This is a genomic window from Frigidibacter sp. ROC022 (genome assembly GCF_024723735.1).
In the GTDB taxonomy this organism is placed as follows: Bacteria; Pseudomonadota; Alphaproteobacteria; order Rhodobacterales; family Rhodobacteraceae; genus SLM-1.
This window is the reverse complement of record NZ_JANQDU010000001.1, coordinates 286,393-305,765: the sequence shown is the minus strand read 5'-3', so window position 1 is coordinate 305,765 and position 19,373 is coordinate 286,393. Positions and strand designations below refer to the sequence as shown.

Sequence of the window (19,373 nt, the reverse complement as noted above, 5' to 3'; positions counted from 1 at the left end):
GCCAGGATCATCCGGCCGGGACCGCCGCCTGCCCCTGGCGGGAACGGGCGGAAACGTGCCACCAGGACCGGCCCGCGCGAAAGGAGCGCGGCGTCCGACAGGCCGACCGCCCGCCAGTCGCCGCCCTACTTTACCTCGACCTTCTGCTTTTTCAGGGCCCGGGTCATCTCGACTTCGATCAGCTTGCGGATCTTCGCATCCTTCTCGATTTCCTTGGATGCCAGCTTGGACAAGGCGTCGGCGCTTTCGTCGCCCTTCATCTTGTCGATCACCTTCGAGGTGCCGGTCGTCATCAGTTCGCCCGAGACCTTCGACATGACGTCGGCCCAGACCTTGGCCTTGATGACCGGGGGCAGCTCGTTCGACTTGGCGATCTTCTTCAGCACATCCGGGAAGATCTTGCCTTCCAGCAGCTTGCGATTGTCCATCGCCCATTTCTTCTGGAACCCGCCAAGCCGCTTGCCGATCCCTGCCGTCAGCAGGGTGACGAGGATCTTCTGCACCGCGTCTTCCAGGTCCTTTTCGGTCGGTGCCTTGCCGCTCTTGAGCGTCTTGCCGAGCAGCGCCAAAGCCTCGCTACAGGCGGACTTGATGACCTCCTCGCCGGTGGTGGTCATGTATTTGACCAGGATTTTCTCGACCTCGGCGACACCGACGCCGGTCAACTGCTTGGCAACGGAAGGGGCGACCCGCTTGGCCATCTTGCCGACAAAACCCAGCGGGAGCTTCGACGCGATCCCGGCGGTTGCCACCCCGATCGTACCGTCGATGACAACGGCCTTGACGCTGTCGAACAGCGTGACCTTCTGGCCGCTGGCGTGCTTGCCCAGTTCCTTGCTGGCCGATTGCAGCACCGCCACGCCGCCGCCCGAGATCAGGGTCGCCGACAGTGCCGACACGCCCAGCCCGGTGACCAGCGCCGGCGTCGCCAATGCGCCCACGATGCCGAAGCAGACCGCCGAGGTGACGCTGAGCACATCCCCCGTCGTCTGCGCCGAGCCGGTGAATTCCTTGAGGAACCGCGCGACATCCGCCGAGAACGCGTTGATCTTCTTTTCCGCTTCCGGCAGGGCCTTGTCGAGCTTTTCAAGGTCCTTGGACGCCATCGCCCGTTCCAGCGCGCCGGCCGCCTTGATCGCGTCGAGGGCCTTCTTGTTGTCCGGCATCTTCACGCCGCCGGCCTTGATGATGATGACCTGGGTGACGGCGTTCAGGTAACCGTCCTTGAGCATCGCGGTATCAAGGTAATCCTGATATATCCGCATGTTGGTCTTGTGGCTGGACAGCAGCGACTTCAAGTAACCCTGGAGATTGCCAAAGACCTCGGCCCGCAGCTTGTCGAGCTGGCTCTTGGTCAGCATGCATTCCTTGTCGCGATAGACGACCTTGTAGAGCGTCACCTTCGCGGCGGCCTTCTCGGCGGCCTCGTATTTCGGTGCCAGCCATTTCCAGGTCTTGCCGTCGGGATCGACGACACTGTCGGGATTCTTGAACCCCGCCTTGGTCTGCGCGGCGTTGATCGCCTTGATCAGACCGGCATCGACCTTTTGCCCCTCCGGCACCATCAGCTTGTTGGCGCGAAGCGCCAGCCGCAGGGTTTCCACGTCTTTCGGGGCGTTCTTGACAGGAGCACCTTCGCCTTTGCGGGGCGACATGCCGACCGGGGCGGAGAGCTTGACCATGTGATCCCTCAGGGCTTGTTCCAATGGGGCCAGTATCCTCAAGCATCCGTGACCTGGAAACCCCGAATTACGGCCATCGCGGACTGGAATTCCTTACCTGAAAGGCCTCATCACCCTGGAAACCGCCCAAAACCGGGTCGCGCGGTCCTCGTCGGGGCCTTGTCACTCCGGCGCGGCTCCTGTTCCGGTTCCCGACCATTTCCTTCTCGATCCACCTCTGTAGAGCCGGCGGCGCCCCGGATGCCGGCGCCGGAACCGGCGCAGCTTGCGCGGCGGCTGGGTAGGAGGTAGGCTCCCGCCACGTTTCAGGAGGATACCGACATGGACTGGATGGCCGCGCGCATTCGCTAAGGATGCCAGCCCGCTTGCGGTGTCAGCCCCTGCTCCGACTTCGGTCGCGGCAGCCCGGCACGGACGCAGCTCCAGCCCTCGGTAACTCTTCTGCTTCCCGGCCATGACCGAACATCCCGCCCGCAAGGGGCGTTGATCTGTCCAGCCACATGGGGCAGTGCCGCGCGTTGCAGCGCACCCGGTTCCGCAAGCGGATTTGACCGATTTCAAATCCCTTCAGAACAGGAGCATCACATGCCCGACTTCAAACCGAACCCGCCCGCCGGCTCCGGAAACCGCGCCAAGGCGGCCAGACCGGGACCGGCAAAGATCATTCTGCCGAAACCGGCGAAACCTCGGCCCGGGGGGCACGGTCCCCGCTTCGGCAGCAGCAAGGCCGACCTGCGCGGCGGCCCCGGCCGCGCCCAGATGCCGAAGCCGAAACCGGGCCGGGTTCCGGGCCGAAACGGCTGAGACCGACCGGCACCGGCGGGCCGAACCCCGCCGGTGCCACGGATCGGACTCGGGGGGCTGACACGCTCCGACGCGGCGCTATGCTTCCCCCGACCAAGCAAGAGGACCGGCATGACCCCGTTTCCCACATTCGGCAAGATCACCCGGCTTTACGTTCTCGATTTCGGCCTGTTGCGGGTCCATTCCGGCCCGCGCGACATCGGTGTTCCGGGCTTCCTGCTGCAGACAGAGGACGGCAAGAACATCCTTTTCGACACCGGCTTCCCGCCCGGCTATGCCGTCGATACCGAAGGCTGCGCCGAGCGCGACGGGCTCAGCGCCACCTGCGAGGTGCTGCGGCTGGAGCCGCGGAACCTGCTGGCCGGGCAACTGGCGCTGATCGGCCTGACCCCTGCCGATATCGACCTGACGATCCTCAGCCATTCGCATATCGACCATGTCGGCGGGCTGGCCGAGGTCACCCATGCACCGATCGTGATGACCCGCACCGAGCGCAGCAATCCACGCCCGCTCTATCACGGCGATGCCCGGCCGATGGAGTGGCCCGAGGCGGATTACCGGCTGATCGACGAGGACGTCGAGATCTGCGAGGGGCTGATCCTGATCGAGACCCCGGGCCACACGCTGGGCCACCTGTCCGCCTTGCTGATCCTGCCCGAGACCGGCCCTGTCATCCTGACCGGCGACGCGATTTCGCGGTTCGACGAGGTGATGAACGGCTTCGAGAACGCGGCGGACGACGCCCTGGCCAATGCCAGCGCCGACCGTCTGCTTGACCTGGCCAAGGAATCCCTCGGGATGGTGATCTACGGCCATTCGCCGGGCCAGTGGCAGCAGATCACCCTGGCGCCGAAGTTCTACGGCTGACCGCCGGACAGGCGTTGCCCCATTTGCCGGGAAGGCGGCGTCGATGGCACTGGCGTCAATACCCGAGTTCGGGCCGCCGGCAAGCCGGCGCCCCGGTTCGCGTCATCCGGAGGCCCGGCCTCAGCTCTTGAGGAACGCCGCGAAGGCCTCGGCGTAATCCTTGTGCCAGCGGCTGAGCGGTGGCCGGTTCTCGATGATGTCCCCGGCCGCCCAGGCGATCCGCTTTTCGTCCAGCGCCCGGTCCACGTCATTGTCGGGGCAGAGAATATAGAAATCGCCACGTTCGAGGCTGTCCATCATGAACGCCGCCGTCTGCTCCGGGGTCCAGGCACCCGAGGGTTTCTCGGTCCGGCCCTTGCGGGTCAGGTCGGTGTAGACGAACCCGGGGATCAGCAGATGCGCGGTGATCCTGTTGCCCTCGCGGTTGCGCAGGTCGTGCTCCAGCGCCTCGGTGAAGGTCTTCACCCCGGATTTCGAGACATTGTAGGCCGGGTCGCCCGGCGGGGTGGTGATGCCCTGTTTCGAACCGGTGACGATCACCGCCCCGTCGCGGCCCGCCGCGATCATGCCCGGCACGAAAGCCCGCACCGTGCGGATCACCCCGCCGAGATTGACGTCGAGCACCCGCTCCCATTCCTCGGCCGGACCGAAGAGCGAACTGCCCGGCTGGATGCCCGCATTGGCCATCAGCACCGAAACCGGGCCGAGCCCGTCCGCCGCCTGTTCCAGGGCCGCGCTGTCGGTCACGTCGACCTCGTGCACCGTGACCTCGGGGGCGCCAGCCGCCCGCACCGCGCTTGCGCCCGCCTCCAGGCGTTCGGCTCCGAGATCGAGCAGCGCCACCCGCATTCCCAGGGCACCGAACCGGCAGGCCGCCGCCAGCCCGATCCCCGCCGCGCCGCCTGTCACCACGGCCAGATTTCCCGCCTGACATGCTGGATTCTGCATTGCTCGTCTCCTTCTTGATCGCGTTGCTGATCGCGGCCGGACCCTAGCCCCGGACCGGGCCGGCCGAAACCCTATCCGGGCAATGCGCCGTCCCAATCGGCCAACCCGCGCCGCCCGGCCTCGGTCAGCTCATAGGTTCCGGGCCGGACCCTCTGGAACCAGCCATAGTGGTTGTCGGCCATGATCCGTGTCGCCACCGGCACCCCGGTATCGCGCTTGACTGCCGCCCCGCGCGAGGGCCCGTATTCCGCCAGATAGGCGGCGCAGCGCAGGGCATCCTGCCGATAGCCGGTCACCAGCCCGTGCCGGGTCGCGCCGCCTTCGTTCGGATCACCGACCCGCCGGGCGAATTCCGCCTCCAGCTTCCTGCGCCGGGCCTTCGAGGCGCGGGGCAGCGGCGCCCCCGGCTCCAGATGGCATTCCACCAGCCGGTCGCGCGCCCGCACCGTCAGCAGACCCAGGCCCAGCCGGCGGCACATCGCGCCGTTCTCGGACAGCATCCGCCGCGCCCGCGCCCCCTCGGGCCGGACCACGGCGATATAGACCAGCGGCGTCATCCGCAGCCGGTCCAGCGCCTGATGATAGAGCGCCAGCGAGAAGCGCAGCTTCATCTCGACCACCACCGGGTCGTCCCCCAGGCCGACCGCAACCAGATCCGCGGCCCCGATCTCGGCCTTGACCTCGGCGCCTCGCGCCTCGAACCAGGCTTTCAGGGGAGGATAGAGATCGGTCTCGCGCTTCATCGCCCCAATCTAGGCCAGCCCGTGCGCCGCGGAAAGCCGCCCCCTTTCCCCGTCCCGCGGCCTTGCCTATAAGGCCCGCGACACAGCATTCCCGAAAGGCACGGAACATGACGATCAAGGTCTTCGGCCACAAATCCCCCGACACCGATTCCACCGGCTCGCCGATCATCTGGGCCTGGTATCTGAGCGAACACCGCAAACAGCCGGCCGAGGCGTTCCTGCTGGGCGAGCCGAACACCGAAGCCGCCTTCGTGCTGAAGAAATGGGACCTGCCGAAACCGCAGATCATCGACACGGTGGCGCCCGGCGACAAGGTGGTGATCGTCGATACCAACAACCCCGCCGAACTGCCTGAAGCCATCAACGAGGCCGACATCCTGCAGATCATCGACCACCACAAGCTGGTCGGCGGGCTTGAAACCAAGGGTCCGATCGACGTGACGATCAAGCCCCTGGCCTGCACCGCAACGGTGATGCACAACCTGATGGGCCCGCATGCCGCCAAGATGTCGCGCGGGATCAAGGGCGCGATGCTGTCCTGCATCCTGTCGGACACGCTGGAGTTCCGCTCGCCCACCACCACCGATCAGGACCGCAAGCTGGCCGAGGAACTGGCCGCCGACCTCGGGATCGAGATTCCGGCCTATGCCGCCGAGATGTTCGCCGCCAAGTCCGATGTCGGCGCCTTCTCGGATGCCGAACTGCTGCGGATGGATTCGAAGGAATTCTCGATCGGCGACAAGACCCTGCGGGTCTCGGTGCTGGAAACCACCGCGCCGCAGATGGTGCTGGACCGCAAGGACGCGCTGATGGCCGCGATGCCGGGCGTCGCCCAGGAAGACGGCGCCGATCAGGTGCTGCTGTTCGTCGTCGACATCCTGAACGAGGAAGCCACGCTGCTGGTCCCCAATGATCTGGTCAAGACCATTGCCGAGAAGAGCTTTGGCGCGACGGTCAGCGGCGATACCGTGGTTCTGCCCGGCATCATGAGCCGGAAGAAACAGATCATCCCGAACCTCAAGCTCTGAATCCGTGAAAGGCGCCCCATGACCCAGATCATCGCCTCGCTCGCCGAGATTTCCGGGCGCTACGACGCGCTTTTCTGCGACCTCTGGGGCTGCCTGCACAACGGCGTGGCCCCCTTTCCGCAGGCGGTCGCCGCCCTGCAGCAATACAGGGCGACCGGCAAGCAGGTGGTGCTGGTGACCAATGCGCCGCGCCCCTCGTCGGCGGTCATCGAGCAGCTGGCACGGATCGGGGTGCCCGAGGATGCCTGGGACCTTGTCGTCTCGTCCGGCGATGCCTCGCGGGCCGCGATGATCCGCGGCGCGGTCGGCCAGAAGGTCTATCACCTCGGCCCCGACAAGGACGCCAGCTTCTTCACCGACACCAGCGACGGGCTGGATGCCTCGGGGATCGAACGGGTGGAGCTGGACGACGCCGAAGGCGTGGTCTGCACCGGCCTGTTCGACGACCGCTGCGAAACGCCCGAGGATTACCGGCCGACCCTGCTGTTTGCCAAGACGCGCGGGCTGAAACTGCTCTGCACCAACCCTGATATCGTCGTCGACATGGGCGACACCCGGGTCTATTGCGCCGGCGCCATCGCGCAGCTCTACGAAGAGATGGGCGGCGAGGCGATCTATTGCGGCAAGCCGCATCCGCCGATCTACGACCTGGCCCGCGCCCGGCTGGTGACGTCGGGATATGCGCCCAGCAACGACATCCTCTGCCTCGGCGACGGGCTCCTGACCGACGTGAAGGGCGGCATCGGCGAGGGGCTGGACACGCTGTTCATCACCGGAGGCATCGCCGCGAGCGAGTTCGGCCCCGACCCGGAACAACCGGACCCGGCGATGCTCGACGCCTGGCTGGCCCGACACGAGCTGTCGCCGACCTACGCCATCCCGGCGCTGCGCTGACGCCGCCGGCGGGGATTTTCTGCGCAGGATAGTTTCCATCCTTCCCCGCATATTGACATTAAATTACTCTAAGGATTGCTGTAGCGCAGCATTTCCGCTATGCCTTGCGGGAATCGGAGGCCAGAGATGCTCGACAACCTGCCGCGCGGCACGATCTGCATTGAAGACATCGAAATCGGCATGAGCCGCGATCTGGTGAAGCTGGTCACCGACGAGGATATCGCGCTGTTCGCCCAGGTCTCCACCGACCGCAATCCCGTTCATCTGGACGAGGACTACGCGCAGGAGACCGTCTTCGGCGGCCGGATCGCGCATGGCATCCTGACCGCCAGCCTGATCTCGGCGGTGATCGGCGAACAGCTGCCGGGCCATGGCACGGTCTACCTCGGCCAGAACCTGCGGTTTCTGGCGCCGGTCCGACCCGGCGACCGGGTGCGGGCCGAGGTCCGGGTCACCGGGATCGAACATGCAAAGCGCCGGGTGACGCTTGACTGCAAGGCCTCGGTGGGGGACACGGTCGTTCTGAAGGGTGAAGCGCTGGTGCTGGCGCCAAGCCGCAAGTTCGACTGAAAGACGCCCGCAAGCCCATGCGCACATTGACGTTCTGGACCGGCCTCAAGGCCGAGGACCGTGGCGCTTCGGCGGCCATCGGCAACTTCGACGGGGTGCATCGCGGCCATCAGACCGTGATCGGACTGGCCCGCGAACATACCGGTCCCGAAACCCCTCTGGGCATCGTCACCTTCGAGCCGCATCCACGGCAGGTTTTCGCCCCCGAGGCACCGCCCTTCCGGCTGATGAACGCCGAGGCCAAGGCCAACCGGCTGGCCAAGCTGGGGGTCGAGCGGCTGTATCAGCTGCCCTTCGACGGCAAGCTGGCGGCGCTGTCGCCGGAAGCCTTCGCCACCGAGGTCCTGCACGAGGGTCTGGGCCTGCGCCATGTGGTTGTTGGCGCCGACTTCCATTTCGGCAAGGGCCGGGCCGGCACCGTCGCGGACCTGCAGAACTTCGGCCGGGATCTGGGCTTCGGCGTCACCGTGGCGCCGCTGATCGGCCATGACGGCACCGAGATATCCTCGACCGCGATCCGCCAGGCACTGAGCGACGGCCGCCCCCGCGACGCCGCCGCGATGCTGGGCCACTGGCACCGGATCGAGGGCAAGGTTCTGGGCGGCGACCGGCGCGGGCGCGAGTTGGGATATCCGACCGCCAACATGTCGATCGCCGGGCTGCACCCGCCGCACTTCGGCATCTATGCCGTCAAGGTCGATGTGCTGACCGGCCCGCATCAGGGCAGCTACATGGGCGCGGCCAGCATCGGTGTCCGGCCGATGTTCGGCGTCAACTCGGCCAATCTGGAAAGCTTCATCTTCGACTTCGCGGGCGATCTCTATGACGAGCATCTCTCGGTCGCGCTGATCGAATATCTGCGCCCCGAGGCGAGGTTCGACAGTCTCGACGCGTTGGTCGCGCAGATGGATGCCGATTGTGCCCGGGCGCGGAGCATTTTGGAGGCGCTCTGACCTTTTCCTCTGGCGGACATGCGCCTAGTCTCGCGCGGATGAAAGACCCGATCCCCCGTGACAATCTGCGTCCCCGCTACTGGGAAAGCGTGAAACTGCGCGACATGACCCCCCGCGAATGGGAGGCGCTCTGCGACGGCTGCGGCAAGTGCTGCCTGAACAAGCTGGAAGACCCGGATACCGGCGAGGTCTCGCTGACCCGGCTGGCCTGCCGATTGTTCGACGACGAGACCTGCCGCTGCGGGAACTACGAAATCCGCAAGAGCATCGTCCCCGAATGCGTGATACTGACCGCCCGGACCATCGGCGAGCATGCCTATTGGATGCCCAGCACCTGCGCCTATCGGCTGCTGCACGAGGGCAAGCCCCTGCCCGCCTGGCACCCGCTGCTGACCGGGCGCGCCGACAGCGTGTTCGAGGCCAATGTCTCGGCCCAGGGCATCACCATCCCGGAATACGAGGTCCCCGAAGAGGACTGGGAAGACTACATCATCGAGGAGCCGGTCTGATGTTCTTTGCCTCCGACAATACTTCCGGGGTGCATCCCCGCATCCTTGACGCGCTGGTCAGGGCCAATGACGGCTATCCGCCCTCCTATGGCGATGACGCGATCATGGCGCGGGTCCGCGACCGCCTGCGCGAGACCTTCGAGGCACCCGAGGCGGCGGTCTATCTGGTCGCCACCGGCACCGCGGCCAACAGCCTGATCCTGGGCACCTTGGCGCAGCCCTACGAGACGATCTTCTGCACCCCGATGAGCCATATCAACGAGGATGAGGCCAACGCACCCGAGTTCTATACCGGCGGCGCCAAGCTGACACTCACCGGCACCGAGGATGCCAAGATGAGCGCGGCGACCCTGCGCAAGGCGATCGAGGCCGAGGGCACGCGCGGTGTTCATGGGCCCAAGCGCGGTCCGGTTTCGCTGACCAACGTGACCGAACGGGGCACGGTCTATGACCTGGACGAGCTGGGCAGGATCGGTACCGTGGCCAAGGAGTTCGGCCTGCCGCTGCATCTCGACGGCGCCCGCTTCGGCAACGCGGTCGAAGCCCTGGGCTGCACGGCGGCCGAGATGAGCTGGAAGGCCGGCGTCGATGCGGTCAGTTTCGGCGGCACCAAGTCGGGCTGCATGGGAGTCGAGGCGGTGGTCTTCTTCGACCCGGCCAGGGCGGAGGAGTTCGAATTCCGACGCAAGCGCGGCGGACATCTGTTCTCGAAGCACCGCTATCTGTCGGCGCAGATGGCCGCCTATCTGGAGGACGACCTCTGGCGCAGCCTGGCCGCGCAGGCCAATGCCGCCTGCCAGCGGCTGGCGCAGGCGCTCAAACAGATGCCGGATGTCCGCTTCAGCCACGACACCCCCGCCAACATCATTTTCGCCAGCTGGCCGCGCGGCCTGCACGAGAAGCTGAAGGCCGCCGGTGCGCATTATCACCTCTATTCCGGGTCCGAGACCGGACCCGAGGACGAGATGCAGGAAGCGCGGCTGGTCACCTCCTGGTCCACCAGCGAAGAGGACGTGGACCGGTTCCTGGAGGTGATGCGGCACTAGACGTAACAGCCGTAACAGTTGACTCGTAGCAACCGCTACATTATTCCCTCAGGCATGCCCGAGATTGCCTGGCTTCTGCTGACCTATCGCATTCCGCCCGAACCGGCGGCCAAGCGGATGGCGGTCTGGCGCAAGCTCAAGGCGATGGGCGCGGTCTATCTGCAGGGCGGGGTCTGCCTGCTGCCGCGCACCGATGAACATCTGCGGCGGCTCAAATCCATCGACCATGACATTGCGGCGGCGGGAGGCGAATCGGTGCTGCTGGCCGCCGAGGCGCTCGACCCCATGCAGGGCGACCGGGTGGTGGCCCGGTTCAAGGCCGACCGCGATGCCGCCTACGAGGAATTCCTCGACAAATGTGACGATTTCGAGCGCGAAGTGGCCAAGGAGGTCACCGCCAACCATTTCACCTTTGCCGAACTGGAAGAAAACGAAGCCGACCTGAAGAAGCTGACCACCTGGCTGCGCAAGATCAACACGCTGGACTTCTATGGCGCGGCGCGCGCCGACGAGGCGGCGCAACGGTTGGCGCGCTGCGGCGAGGTGCTGGAAGACTATGCCCGGCGGGTCTTTGAAGTGGAGGACGGCAAATGAATGCACTGTTTGCGACCGATGCCGGGGCCATCGGCGCCGTCGGGGCGGCCTTTCTGGCTTCGACGGTGGAAGTGGTCGAGGCCTTCACCATCGTTCTGGTCGTGGCCACGCTGCGCGGCTGGCGCCCGGCGCTGTTCGGCACCGGCGCGGCGCTGATCCTGCTGGCCCTGGTGGTCGCGGCCCTCGGGCCGCTTCTGTCGCTGGTCCCGATCGGGGCGCTGCAACTGGTTGTGGGCGTGCTGCTCTTGCTCTTCGGGCTGGGCTGGCTGCGCAAGGCGGTGCTGCGCGCGGCCGGGGTGCTGGCGCTGCATGACGAGGATGCGATCTTCGCCCGCGAACGCGCCGCGCTGAGTGCCGAAGAGGCGCGGCGGGCCACCTCGCAGGACTGGATCGCCGGGATCGCCGCCTTCAAGGCGGTGCTGCTGGAAGGGCTGGAGGTCGCCTTCATCGTGGTCGCCGTCGGCGCCGGGCGGGGCCAGCTGGGGCCGGCGGCCCTGGGGGCCGGTCTCGCCTGCCTGCTGGTGCTGGCCATCGGCGCGGCGCTGCACAGGCCGCTGGCCAAAGTGCCGGAGAACACGTTGAAATTCGGCGTCGGGGTGATGCTGTCGGCCTTCGGGGTGTTCTGGACCGGCGAAGGGCTGGGGGTTCACTGGCCCGGCGCCGACTTGGCGCTGGTGGCGCTGGCGGCGGTGTTCCTGGCTGCGGGTCTGACCCTGGCGGGCCTCACCCGGCGGGAGGAAAGGGCATGAGCATCCTGCGCGACGTTCTGGCGGAACTGTTCGGCATGTTCGTGGCCGACCTGCGCCTGACCCTTGCGGTGCTGGCGGTCGTGGCCCTGGCGGCGGTGCTGGCGCTGCGCCTCGGCCAGCCGGAACTGGCCGGCGGAGAGTTGCTGCTGGGCTGCCTGGCGGTGCTGGCGGCCTCGGTGCTGCGGGCGGCGCGCAGCTGATCCAGCGGCAGCGGCGGCGGGACGGTCAGGAGCCTCCGGCGGGAGTATTTCCGACCCAAAGATGCGACGGCGGCGCCGCTGTCAGAGCGTGGCCAGATGCTTGTCGAGATCGGCCAAGCGGTCCTGGCCCCAGAAACGCTGATCGGTTTCGGCCACGACATAGAAGGGTGCGCCGAAGACTCCGCGGGCGACGGCCTCTTCCAGATTGGCGCCATAGACATCGGCGGCGGTGAACAGGCCGCGATCGGCGGTGCCGGGGTCGAAACCGGCGGCGCTCAGGCAGTCCTTGATGACTTCGTCTTCGGCAATGTCGCGATCCTCGGCCCAGACCGCGCGGGTGAAGCCATGCGCCAGCGCTCCCAGATCGCCGCCGCCTTCCCGGGCCGCCGAGATCACCGCATAGGCGGCGGGGGCGCCGTTGGTCGGCCAATGCGCCGGCTTCAGGTTGAACGGCATCCCGAGGCTGGCCGCCTGACGGACCAGATCCTGGGCCCGGTATTCCTGTCGCGAGGCATGGCGCTGGCCGGGCGGCGTGCCCCCGGTGCGGCCGAACAGCGCGATGATGTCGAGCGGCTTGTAGGCGATCGTCGCGCCATGGCGGGCCGCGATCTCTTCCAGACGGGTCCCGGCAAGATAGGTCCAGGGCGAAAGCGTCGAAAAGAAGTAATCGATGTGAGCCAAATCGTCTCTCCCCCGGGGCATCATGTTTGCAAGACCGTAGCGGGGTGTTAAGCGGTGTCAACGTCACGAAACCGTCATTCACGCCTCTGCCAAGGACCTCCGGATGTCTTCAGTCACCGAGCCGAAACTCATTTCTGGCAACGCCAACAAGCCGCTTGCCGCCGCCGTCTGCAAACGTCTGGCCCTGCACCGCGGCGTGCCGGTCAGCCTGGTCGACGCGCGCGTCGAACGGTTCAACGACGGCGAGGTCTTTGTCGAGGTCTACGAGAACGTCCGCGGCGAGGACATGTTCATCCTGCAGCCGACCTCGAGGCCCGCGAATGACAACCTGATGGAGCTTCTGATCATCACCGATGCGCTGCGCCGCTCCTCGGCCTCGCGCATCACGGCGGTGATTCCCTATTTCGGCTATGCCCGCCAGGACCGCCGCACCAAGGCGCGGACCCCGATCTCGGCCAAGCTTGTCGCCAACCTGATCGCCCGCGCCGGTGTCGAGCGGGTGCTGACCATGGACCTGCACGCGGCGCAGATCCAGGGGTTCTTCGACATCCCGGTCGACAACCTCTATGCCTCGCCGATCTTCGCGCTGGATATCCAGCACCATTTCAACGGCACCCTGAAAGACACGCTGGTGGTCTCGCCCGATGTCGGCGGCGTCACCCGGGCCCGCGAACTGGCGCAGCGGCTGAATTGCGGCTTTGCCGTGGTCGACAAGCGCCGCCCGAAACCCGGCGAAGTCGGCGAGATGACCGTCATCGGTGACGTGAAGGACAAGACCTGCATCATCATCGACGATATCGTCGATACCGCGGGAACCCTGTGCAAGGCCGCCGAGGTGCTGGTCGAGAACGGCGCCAAGGAAGTCCACGCCTATATCTCGCATGGCGTCCTCTCCGGCCCGGCGATCGAGCGGGTCAGCGCCTCGCTGCTGAAGAGCCTCGTCATCACCGACACGATCGAGCCGACACCGGCGGTGCTGGACTGCCCGAACATCCGCATCGTCCCGACGGCGCCGATGTTCGCCCAGGCGATCATCAACATCTGGAACGGCACCAGCGTCTCGTCTCTGTTCGAGACCGACACCATCGCGCCGATCTACGAAGGGCTCTACTCGCGGAAATAGGAGGCCGGCGGCGCACCCGGGATGGATATCTTTCGCCTCGCCGAGCGTAGCATGGCCATGGACGATGCCAGCTGGGCGCGCCACGCCAACCCCTGGAGCGTGTTCAGCCGCTTTGCCATCCTGCCCCTGCTGGCGCTGGCGGTGTGGAGCCGGGTCTGGCTGGGCTGGGGAGCGCTGCTGCCGGTCGCGGCCGTGATCGTCTTCACATTCGTCAATCCACGGCTCTTCGCCCCGGTCGAGGGGCCGCCGCGTGGCTGGGCCGGCAGGGGAACCGCAGGCGAACGGCTGTGGCTGAAGCGCCGCAGCCTCGCCCTGCCACGGCGCCACCTGATCATCGGCAACATCCTGGCCCTTCTGTCCGGGCTGGGCCTTCTGCTCTACGGCTGGGCGCTCTGGGCGCTGGACCTGAAACTGTTGCTGCTGGGAATGGTCTGGGCCATGGCCGCCAAGACCTGGTTCGTGGACCGGATGGCCCGGCTTTACGACGAGATCGGCCCCGACGTCGCGCGCTGACCCTTTCAGTCGATCTCCCAGTCCTCGTCCGAGGCCTGTTCGCCGATCGCCATCCAGTCGGCGCGGACCCGCGCCACCCTCGTGTCGCCCCAGGTGCGGAACACGATCACGAAGCCTTCCGGGTTGATCATCTCGGCCGAGATATCGGCACGCATGTTGTGGCCGTGGTCGACATCCCACATCGACAACGAAACATGCACGACCGGGGAGCTTTGATAGGCGCTCTCGAATTCCACCACGCGGCGCAGCTCGCGCGGCCCCTGCCCGGTCCACATCGCACCGCCGTCCTCGAAATCCGAGAACATCATGATCGAGCCGCGATCGACCCCGATGATATGGCCCCTGAACCGGCGCATACACGTTCCTCCAGCTGCGAGACTAGTCAGTTGCTCGGCAAGCAGAAAGGCAAAACCCGGCCGGATCGAGGCAAGGAAAAGGCCCCCGAAGGGGCCTTCCGACTTCTCTGAAACTGGTCCGGCGCCGCCCCTCAGTCGGGGAAGTTCGCCTGATTCGGGTCCAGCCCGATATGGGTGCCCAGGGCAACCATGTCGGCCATCAGCTTGACCATCTCGTCGACCGGGCCTTCCTCGCCCGCGGCTTTCGCGGCCTCGTGCTTGGCCCGGGCCTCGGCAACGATCTCGTTGAAGATGCTCTGGTCCATTTCGTCGATCTGATGCGAGCGTTCGGCCAGCACCGTGCAGGCCTCGGCGTTGATCTCGGCAAAACCGCCGGTCACCACGTAGTCCTGCGTCCCTTCCGGCCCCGTCACCTTGAGGATGCCGGGACGCAGGGTGGTGATGAGCGGCGCATGGCCCGGCATCGCCGCCATGTCGCCTTCGGCACCCGGGATCTGGATCTCGGATGCCTGCAGCGAGGCCAGTCGCCGCTCGGGCGAAACCAGATCGAATTGCATCGTCGCCATGGGTTTGGCTCCTTACGCGGCTTCGGCTTAAGCGGCTTCTGCGGCCAGACGTTCGGCCTTGGCCTTCACGTCCTCGATATCGCCGACCATGTAGAAGGCGGCTTCCGGCAGGTGGTCGTACTCGCCCGCCACGACTGCCTTGAACGAGGCGATGGTCTTTTCAAGCGGCACCTGCACGCCCGGCGAACCGGTGAAGATCTGCGCCACGTCGAAGGGCTGCGACAGGAAGCGCTGGATTTTCCGGGCCCGGGCCACGGTCAGCTTGTCCTCTTCCGACAGTTCGTCCATCCCGAGGATGGCGATGATGTCCTGAAGCGACTTGTAGCGTTGCAGGATACCCTGCACGTCACGGGCGACCTGGTAGTGCTCTTCGCCCAGGACCTGCGGGTCCATCAGACGCGACGAACTGTCCAGCGGGTCCACGGCCGGGTAGATGCCTAGCTCGGAAATCGCGCGGCTCAGCGTCGTGGTGGCGTCGAGGTGGGCGAAGGAGGTCGCCGGCGCCGGGTCGGTCAAGTCATCGGCCGGAACGTAGATCGCCTGCACCGAGGTGATCGAGCCCGCCTTGGTCGAGGTGATCCGCTCCTGCAGCTGGCCCATGTCGGTGGCCAGAGTCGGCTGATAGCCCACCGCCGAAGGGATACGGCCCAGCAGCGCCGACACTTCGGAACCGGCCTGGGTAAAGCGGAAGATGTTGTCGACGAAGAACAGAACGTCGGTGCCGGACTGGTCGCGGAACTGCTCGGCCAGGGTCAGGCCGGTCAGCGCGACGCGGGCACGTGCCCCCGGAGGCTCGTTCATCTGGCCATAGACCAGCGCCACTTTCGAGTTCTCGAGGTTCTCGATGTCGATGACCTTCGAGTCGATGAATTCGTGATAGAGGTCGTTGCCCTCGCGGGTCCGTTCGCCGACGCCGGCGAAGACCGAGAAGCCCGAGTGCACCTTGGCGATGTTGTTGATCAGTTCCTGGATCAGAACCGTCTTGCCCACGCCGGCGCCGCCGAACAGGCCGATCTTGCCGCCCTTGGAATAGGGGGCCAGCAGGTCGATGACCTTGATGCCGGTTTCCAGGATCAGCGATTCGGTCGCCTGATCCTCGAAGGCCGGGGCGTCCTGGTGGATCGCACGCGTTTCCTTGGTGTCGATCGGACCCTTCTCGTCGATCGGGTCGCCGATCACGTTGATGATCCGGCCCAGGGTCGCATTGCCGACCGGAACCGAGATCGGGCCGCCGGTGTTGGTCACTTCGGCACCGCGCACCAGACCTTCCGTGGCATCCATGGCGATGCAGCGCACTTCGCTCTCGCCCAGATGCTGTGCCACTTCCAGCACCAGCCGCTTGCCGTTGTTGTCGGTCTCCAACGCGTTCAAGATCGCCGGAAGCTCGCCGTCGAACTTCACGTCAACGACCGCGCCGATCACCTGCGTCACTTTTCCCGAAGAAGCTGCCATGTTGTTATCCCCGATCGGTCAGAGCGCTTCCGCGCCCGAAATGATTTCAATGAGTTCCTTGGTGATCGCCGCCTGACGCGAGCGGTTGTAGACAATCGTCAACCGGTCGATCATGTCGCCCGCGTTGCGGGTCGCGTTGTCCATCGCGCTCATCTGCGCGCCAAAGAAGGAAGCGCCGTTTTCCAACAGCGCGGTGAAGATTTGGGTGGCCACCGCACGCGGCAGCAGGTCGGCAAGGATTGCTTCCTCGCCCGGCTCGTAATCATAGACCGTCGCTGTGCCGGCCTCGGCCTCTTCCGGCGCGTCGAAACTGGCCGGAATGATCTGCTGCGCGGTCGGAACCTGCGAGATCACCGACTGGAAGCGCGAATAGAAGATCGTCGCGACATCGAATTCCCCGGCGTCGAAACGGCTGAGGATCTGATCCGCGATTCCGCGCGCATCGGCGTAGCCGACCCGCTTGACTTCGGACAGATCGACATGGCCGATCAGCAGGTCGGAATTCTCGCGGCGCAGCTGTTCGCGCCCCTTCCTGCCGACGGTCAGGACCTTGACCGTCTTGCCCTGGCCTTGCAATTCGTTGATCCGCTGCCGTGCCAGCTTGACGATCGACGAGTTGAAGCCCCCGCAGAGGCCCCTCTCGGCGGTCATCACCACCAGCAGGTGCACCTTGTCGTCACCTGTGCCGCGCAGCAGCTTGGGGGCCGATTCCGACCCGGCCGCCGCTGCGGTCAGGCCCGACATCACGGCATTGAACCGCTCGGCATAGGGCCGTCCGGCCTCCGCCGATTCCTGCGCCCGGCGCAGTTTCGCGGCGGCGACCATCTGCATCGCCTTGGTGATCTTCCGGGTCGATTTGACCGAGTTGATCCGGTTCTTCAGATCCTTGAGGCTGGGCATCTCGCTCTCCTCAAACTCACGCGAAGTCTTTGGCGAAATCGTCCAGCGCAGCGCGAATGGATTTCTCGAGATCGCCGGCGACCTTGCGGTCATTGGCGGTCATGTCGTCCATCAGGGCCTGGCAGTTGGTCCGAAGGTGCTTCAGCAGCCCGGCCTCGTAGCGGCCGATGTCACGCACCTCGACCTTGTCGAGATAGCCGGCGGTGCCCGCGAAGACGACGATGACGATCTCGGCATTGGTCAGGGGCGCATACTGGGGCTGCTTCATCAGCTCGGTCAGACGCGCACCACGGGCCAGAAGACGCTGGGTCGCGGCATCGAGATCGGACCCGAACTGCGCGAAGGCCGCCATCTCGCGATACTGCGCCAGTTCCAGCTTCACCTTGCCGGCAACCGATTTCATCGCGGCGGTCTGCGCGGCCGAACCAACGCGGCTGACCGACAGGCCGGTGTTCACGGCCGGACGCACGCCCTGGAAGAACAGTTCGCTTTCCAGGAAGATCTGGCCGTCGGTGATCGAGATCACGTTGGTCGGGATATAGGCCGAGATGTCGCCCGCCTGGGTTTCGATGATCGGCAGCGCGGTCAGCGAGCCGGCGCCGAACTCGTCGCTCATCTTCGCCGAACGTTCCAGCAGCCGCGAATGCAGGTAGAAGACGTCGCCCGGATAGGCTTCGCGGCCCGGCGGCCGGCGCAGCAGCAGCGACATCTGACGATAGGCAACCGCCTGTTTCGACAGGTCATCGTAGATCATCAGCGCGTGACGGCCGTTGTCGCGGAAGTACTCACCCATCGAGGTGGCCGAGAAGGGCGCCAGGAACTGCATCGGCGCCGGGTCGGAAGCGGTGGCCGCGACCACGATGGAATAGGCCATCGCGCCGGTTTCTTCGAGCTTCTTGACCAGCTGCGCAACGGTCGAGCGTTTCTGCCCGATGGCGACGTAGATGCAGTAGAGCTTCTTGCTCTCGTCATCGCCGGCGGCGTCGTTGTAGCTTTTCTGGTTCAGGATCGTGTCGAGCGCCACCGCGGTCTTGCCGGTCTGACGGTCGCCGATGATCAGCTCGCGCTGGCCACGGCCGATCGGGATCATCGCGTCGATCGCCTTCAGGCCGGTCGCCATCGGCTCGTTCACGCCCTGGCGCGGGATGATGCCCGGCGCCTTCACGTCGGCGATGCCGCGTTCCTTGGCCTTGATCGGGCCCTTGCCGTCGATCGGGTTGCCCAGGCCGTCCACGACACGGCCCAGCAGGGCCTCGCCCACCGGAACGTCCACGATCGAATTGGTCCGCTTGACCAGATCGCCTTCCTTGATGTCGCGGTCGGAGCCGAAGATCACGATCCCGACGTTGTCGCTCTCAAGGTTCAGCGCCATGCCCCGGATACCGCCGGGGAATTCGACCATCTCGCCGGCCTGCACATTGTCCAGACCGTAGACGCGGGCGATCCCGTCACCGACGGACAGCACGCGGCCAACCTCGGCCACTTCGGCATCCTTGCCGAAGTTTTTGATCTGTTCCTTGAGGATGGCAGAAATTTCGGCGGCCTCGATACCCATGTCAGCGGACCTCTTTCATAGCGTTCTGGAGATTGGCGAGCTTCGAGCGGACCGAGCTGTCGATCATCCTCGAACCCACTTTGACGACAAGACCGCCGATGAGGCTTTCATCGACGGCCAGATTGATCTTAACGTCCTTGCCCACGGCATTTTTCAGCGTGCTGGCAAGCTTTTCCGACTGCGCCTTGGTCAGGGTCTTGGCGGCGGTCACTTCGGCAGTCACCTCACCCTTGTCGGCGGCGATCATCTCGCGCAGCACCACAACCAGCTGCGGCAGCACGAACAGGCGGCGCTTGTCGGCCATCAGCGACAGGGTGTTCTGCATCACCTCGCTGAGCCCCATCTTGGCGGTGATCGCGTCGATCGACCGGCGCTGATCGCCCCGGCTGACCACGGGCGAAGAGATCAGGCCGCGAAACTCGGCGTTCTCGGTGATGACGGCGTCCAGCGCATCGACGTCGGATTCGAGCTGCGCCAGGGCTTTGCCCTCACGGGCGAGTTCGAAGACCGCAGTCGCATAGCGCGAGGCGATGCCGGAGGAGATCGAAACAGACTCGGACACGTCCACCCCTTCGTTGTGTCTTGGCACCCCACGCCGCAGGCAGTTACACGGGCAAGGCAAATCACGGCGCCGTTATCA

At 65.8% G+C, this 19,373-nt stretch carries 22 protein-coding genes; 12 read left to right on the top strand and 10 right to left on the bottom strand.

The annotated features are described in order from the left end of the window. Positions 1–125: 125 nt before the first annotated feature. On the bottom strand, positions 126–1,682 hold the full coding sequence (locus NUW50_RS01420) for a hypothetical protein (protein ID WP_258287272.1): 1,557 nt from the start codon (positions 1,680–1,682) through the stop codon (positions 126–128). Between the two features lie 915 nt (positions 1,683–2,597). Between NUW50_RS01420 and NUW50_RS01415 the strand changes: the two genes are divergently transcribed. Next, positions 2,598–3,353, top strand: a complete 756-nt coding sequence (locus tag NUW50_RS01415) for an N-acyl homoserine lactonase family protein (protein ID WP_258287271.1) — start codon at positions 2,598–2,600, stop codon at positions 3,351–3,353. 120 nt (positions 3,354–3,473) lie between these two features. On the opposite strand, the gene NUW50_RS01410 is transcribed toward NUW50_RS01415, so the two are convergent. Then, complete coding sequence (locus NUW50_RS01410; protein ID WP_258287270.1) at positions 3,474–4,301, bottom strand: SDR family NAD(P)-dependent oxidoreductase; 828 nt, start codon at positions 4,299–4,301, stop codon at positions 3,474–3,476. A 71-nt stretch (positions 4,302–4,372) separates the two neighbouring features. Further along, entirely contained in the window at positions 4,373–5,044 is a 672-nt protein-coding gene (locus NUW50_RS01405; protein ID WP_258287269.1) for a DUF2161 domain-containing phosphodiesterase, read from the bottom strand. A gap of 107 nt (positions 5,045–5,151) precedes the next feature. Between NUW50_RS01405 and NUW50_RS01400 the strand changes: the two genes are divergently transcribed. The 9 genes from NUW50_RS01400 to NUW50_RS01360 all read left to right on the top strand — a co-directional run bounded on the left by NUW50_RS01400 (position 5,152) and on the right by NUW50_RS01360 (position 11,587). Beyond that, a complete protein-coding gene (locus NUW50_RS01400) occupies positions 5,152–6,072 on the top strand; it encodes a manganese-dependent inorganic pyrophosphatase (protein ID WP_258287268.1) in 921 nt (306 codons plus the stop codon). An 18-nt stretch (positions 6,073–6,090) separates the two neighbouring features. Further along, a complete protein-coding gene (locus NUW50_RS01395; RefSeq protein WP_258287267.1) occupies positions 6,091–6,966 on the top strand; it encodes a TIGR01459 family HAD-type hydrolase in 876 nt (291 codons plus the stop codon). Positions 6,967–7,092: 126 nt separating this feature from the next. Then, a complete protein-coding gene (locus tag NUW50_RS01390) occupies positions 7,093–7,536 on the top strand; it encodes a MaoC family dehydratase (protein WP_258287266.1) in 444 nt (147 codons plus the stop codon). A gap of 17 nt (positions 7,537–7,553) precedes the next feature. After that, positions 7,554–8,489 carry a bifunctional riboflavin kinase/FAD synthetase gene (locus tag NUW50_RS01385; RefSeq protein ID WP_258287265.1) on the top strand — a complete coding sequence of 312 codons (936 nt, stop codon included), beginning with the start codon at positions 7,554–7,556 and terminating at the stop codon, positions 8,487–8,489. Between the two features lie 38 nt (positions 8,490–8,527). Next, a complete protein-coding gene (locus tag NUW50_RS01380; protein WP_258287264.1) occupies positions 8,528–8,998 on the top strand; it encodes a YcgN family cysteine cluster protein in 471 nt (156 codons plus the stop codon). Next, on the top strand, positions 8,998–10,044 hold the full coding sequence (locus NUW50_RS01375; RefSeq protein WP_258287263.1) for a threonine aldolase family protein: 1,047 nt from the start codon (positions 8,998–9,000) through the stop codon (positions 10,042–10,044). The genes NUW50_RS01380 and NUW50_RS01375 overlap by 1 nt, the downstream gene beginning before the upstream one ends. Positions 10,045–10,098: 54 nt before the next feature. Continuing rightward, positions 10,099–10,638 carry a Chromate resistance protein ChrB gene (locus NUW50_RS01370; RefSeq protein WP_258287262.1) on the top strand — a complete coding sequence of 180 codons (540 nt, stop codon included), beginning with the start codon at positions 10,099–10,101 and terminating at the stop codon, positions 10,636–10,638. Next, positions 10,635–11,387: a COG4280 domain-containing protein gene (locus NUW50_RS01365; RefSeq protein ID WP_258287261.1), complete on the top strand. Its 753-nt coding sequence runs from the start codon at positions 10,635–10,637 to the stop codon at positions 11,385–11,387. The genes NUW50_RS01370 and NUW50_RS01365 overlap by 4 nt, the downstream gene beginning before the upstream one ends. After that, the gene (locus NUW50_RS01360; protein WP_258287260.1) at positions 11,384–11,587 is read left to right on the top strand and encodes a hypothetical protein; all 204 of its coding nucleotides are present in this window, start codon (positions 11,384–11,386) and stop codon (positions 11,585–11,587) included. The genes NUW50_RS01365 and NUW50_RS01360 overlap by 4 nt, the downstream gene beginning before the upstream one ends. Positions 11,588–11,668: 81 nt before the next feature. On the opposite strand, the gene NUW50_RS01355 is transcribed toward NUW50_RS01360, so the two are convergent. Beyond that, positions 11,669–12,268 (bottom strand): 2-hydroxychromene-2-carboxylate isomerase, encoded by a 600-nt coding sequence (locus NUW50_RS01355; RefSeq protein ID WP_258287259.1) that lies wholly within the window; start codon positions 12,266–12,268, stop codon positions 11,669–11,671. A gap of 103 nt (positions 12,269–12,371) precedes the next feature. Between NUW50_RS01355 and NUW50_RS01350 the strand changes: the two genes are divergently transcribed. Both NUW50_RS01350 and NUW50_RS01345 read left to right on the top strand, forming a co-directional pair. Then, on the top strand, positions 12,372–13,391 hold the full coding sequence (locus tag NUW50_RS01350) for a ribose-phosphate pyrophosphokinase (RefSeq protein WP_258287258.1): 1,020 nt from the start codon (positions 12,372–12,374) through the stop codon (positions 13,389–13,391). 21 nt (positions 13,392–13,412) lie between these two features. Then, entirely contained in the window at positions 13,413–13,904 is a 492-nt protein-coding gene (locus NUW50_RS01345; protein WP_258287257.1) for a DUF6653 family protein, read from the top strand. A 5-nt stretch (positions 13,905–13,909) separates the two neighbouring features. Here NUW50_RS01345 and NUW50_RS01340 read toward each other — a convergent pair whose 3' ends face one another. The 6 genes from NUW50_RS01340 to NUW50_RS01315 all read right to left on the bottom strand — a co-directional run bounded on the left by NUW50_RS01340 (position 13,910) and on the right by NUW50_RS01315 (position 19,295). Further along, the gene (locus tag NUW50_RS01340; protein ID WP_258287256.1) at positions 13,910–14,260 is read right to left on the bottom strand and encodes an H-type lectin domain-containing protein; all 351 of its coding nucleotides are present in this window, start codon (positions 14,258–14,260) and stop codon (positions 13,910–13,912) included. Positions 14,261–14,391: 131 nt separating this feature from the next. Beyond that, complete coding sequence (locus NUW50_RS01335; protein ID WP_258287255.1) at positions 14,392–14,826, bottom strand: F0F1 ATP synthase subunit epsilon; 435 nt, start codon at positions 14,824–14,826, stop codon at positions 14,392–14,394. A gap of 27 nt (positions 14,827–14,853) precedes the next feature. Further along, positions 14,854–16,278 (bottom strand): F0F1 ATP synthase subunit beta, encoded by a 1,425-nt coding sequence (atpD, locus tag NUW50_RS01330; protein ID WP_258287254.1) that lies wholly within the window; start codon positions 16,276–16,278, stop codon positions 14,854–14,856. A gap of 18 nt (positions 16,279–16,296) precedes the next feature. After that, entirely contained in the window at positions 16,297–17,178 is an 882-nt protein-coding gene (locus NUW50_RS01325) for a F0F1 ATP synthase subunit gamma (RefSeq protein WP_258287253.1), read from the bottom strand. Between the two features lie 16 nt (positions 17,179–17,194). Next, a complete protein-coding gene (gene atpA / locus NUW50_RS01320) occupies positions 17,195–18,733 on the bottom strand; it encodes a F0F1 ATP synthase subunit alpha (protein WP_258287252.1) in 1,539 nt (512 codons plus the stop codon). A 1-nt stretch (position 18,734) separates the two neighbouring features. Next, positions 18,735–19,295, bottom strand: coding sequence for a F0F1 ATP synthase subunit delta (locus NUW50_RS01315; protein WP_258287251.1), 561 nt, complete (start codon positions 19,293–19,295; stop codon positions 18,735–18,737). Positions 19,296–19,373: the final 78 nt, after the last annotated feature.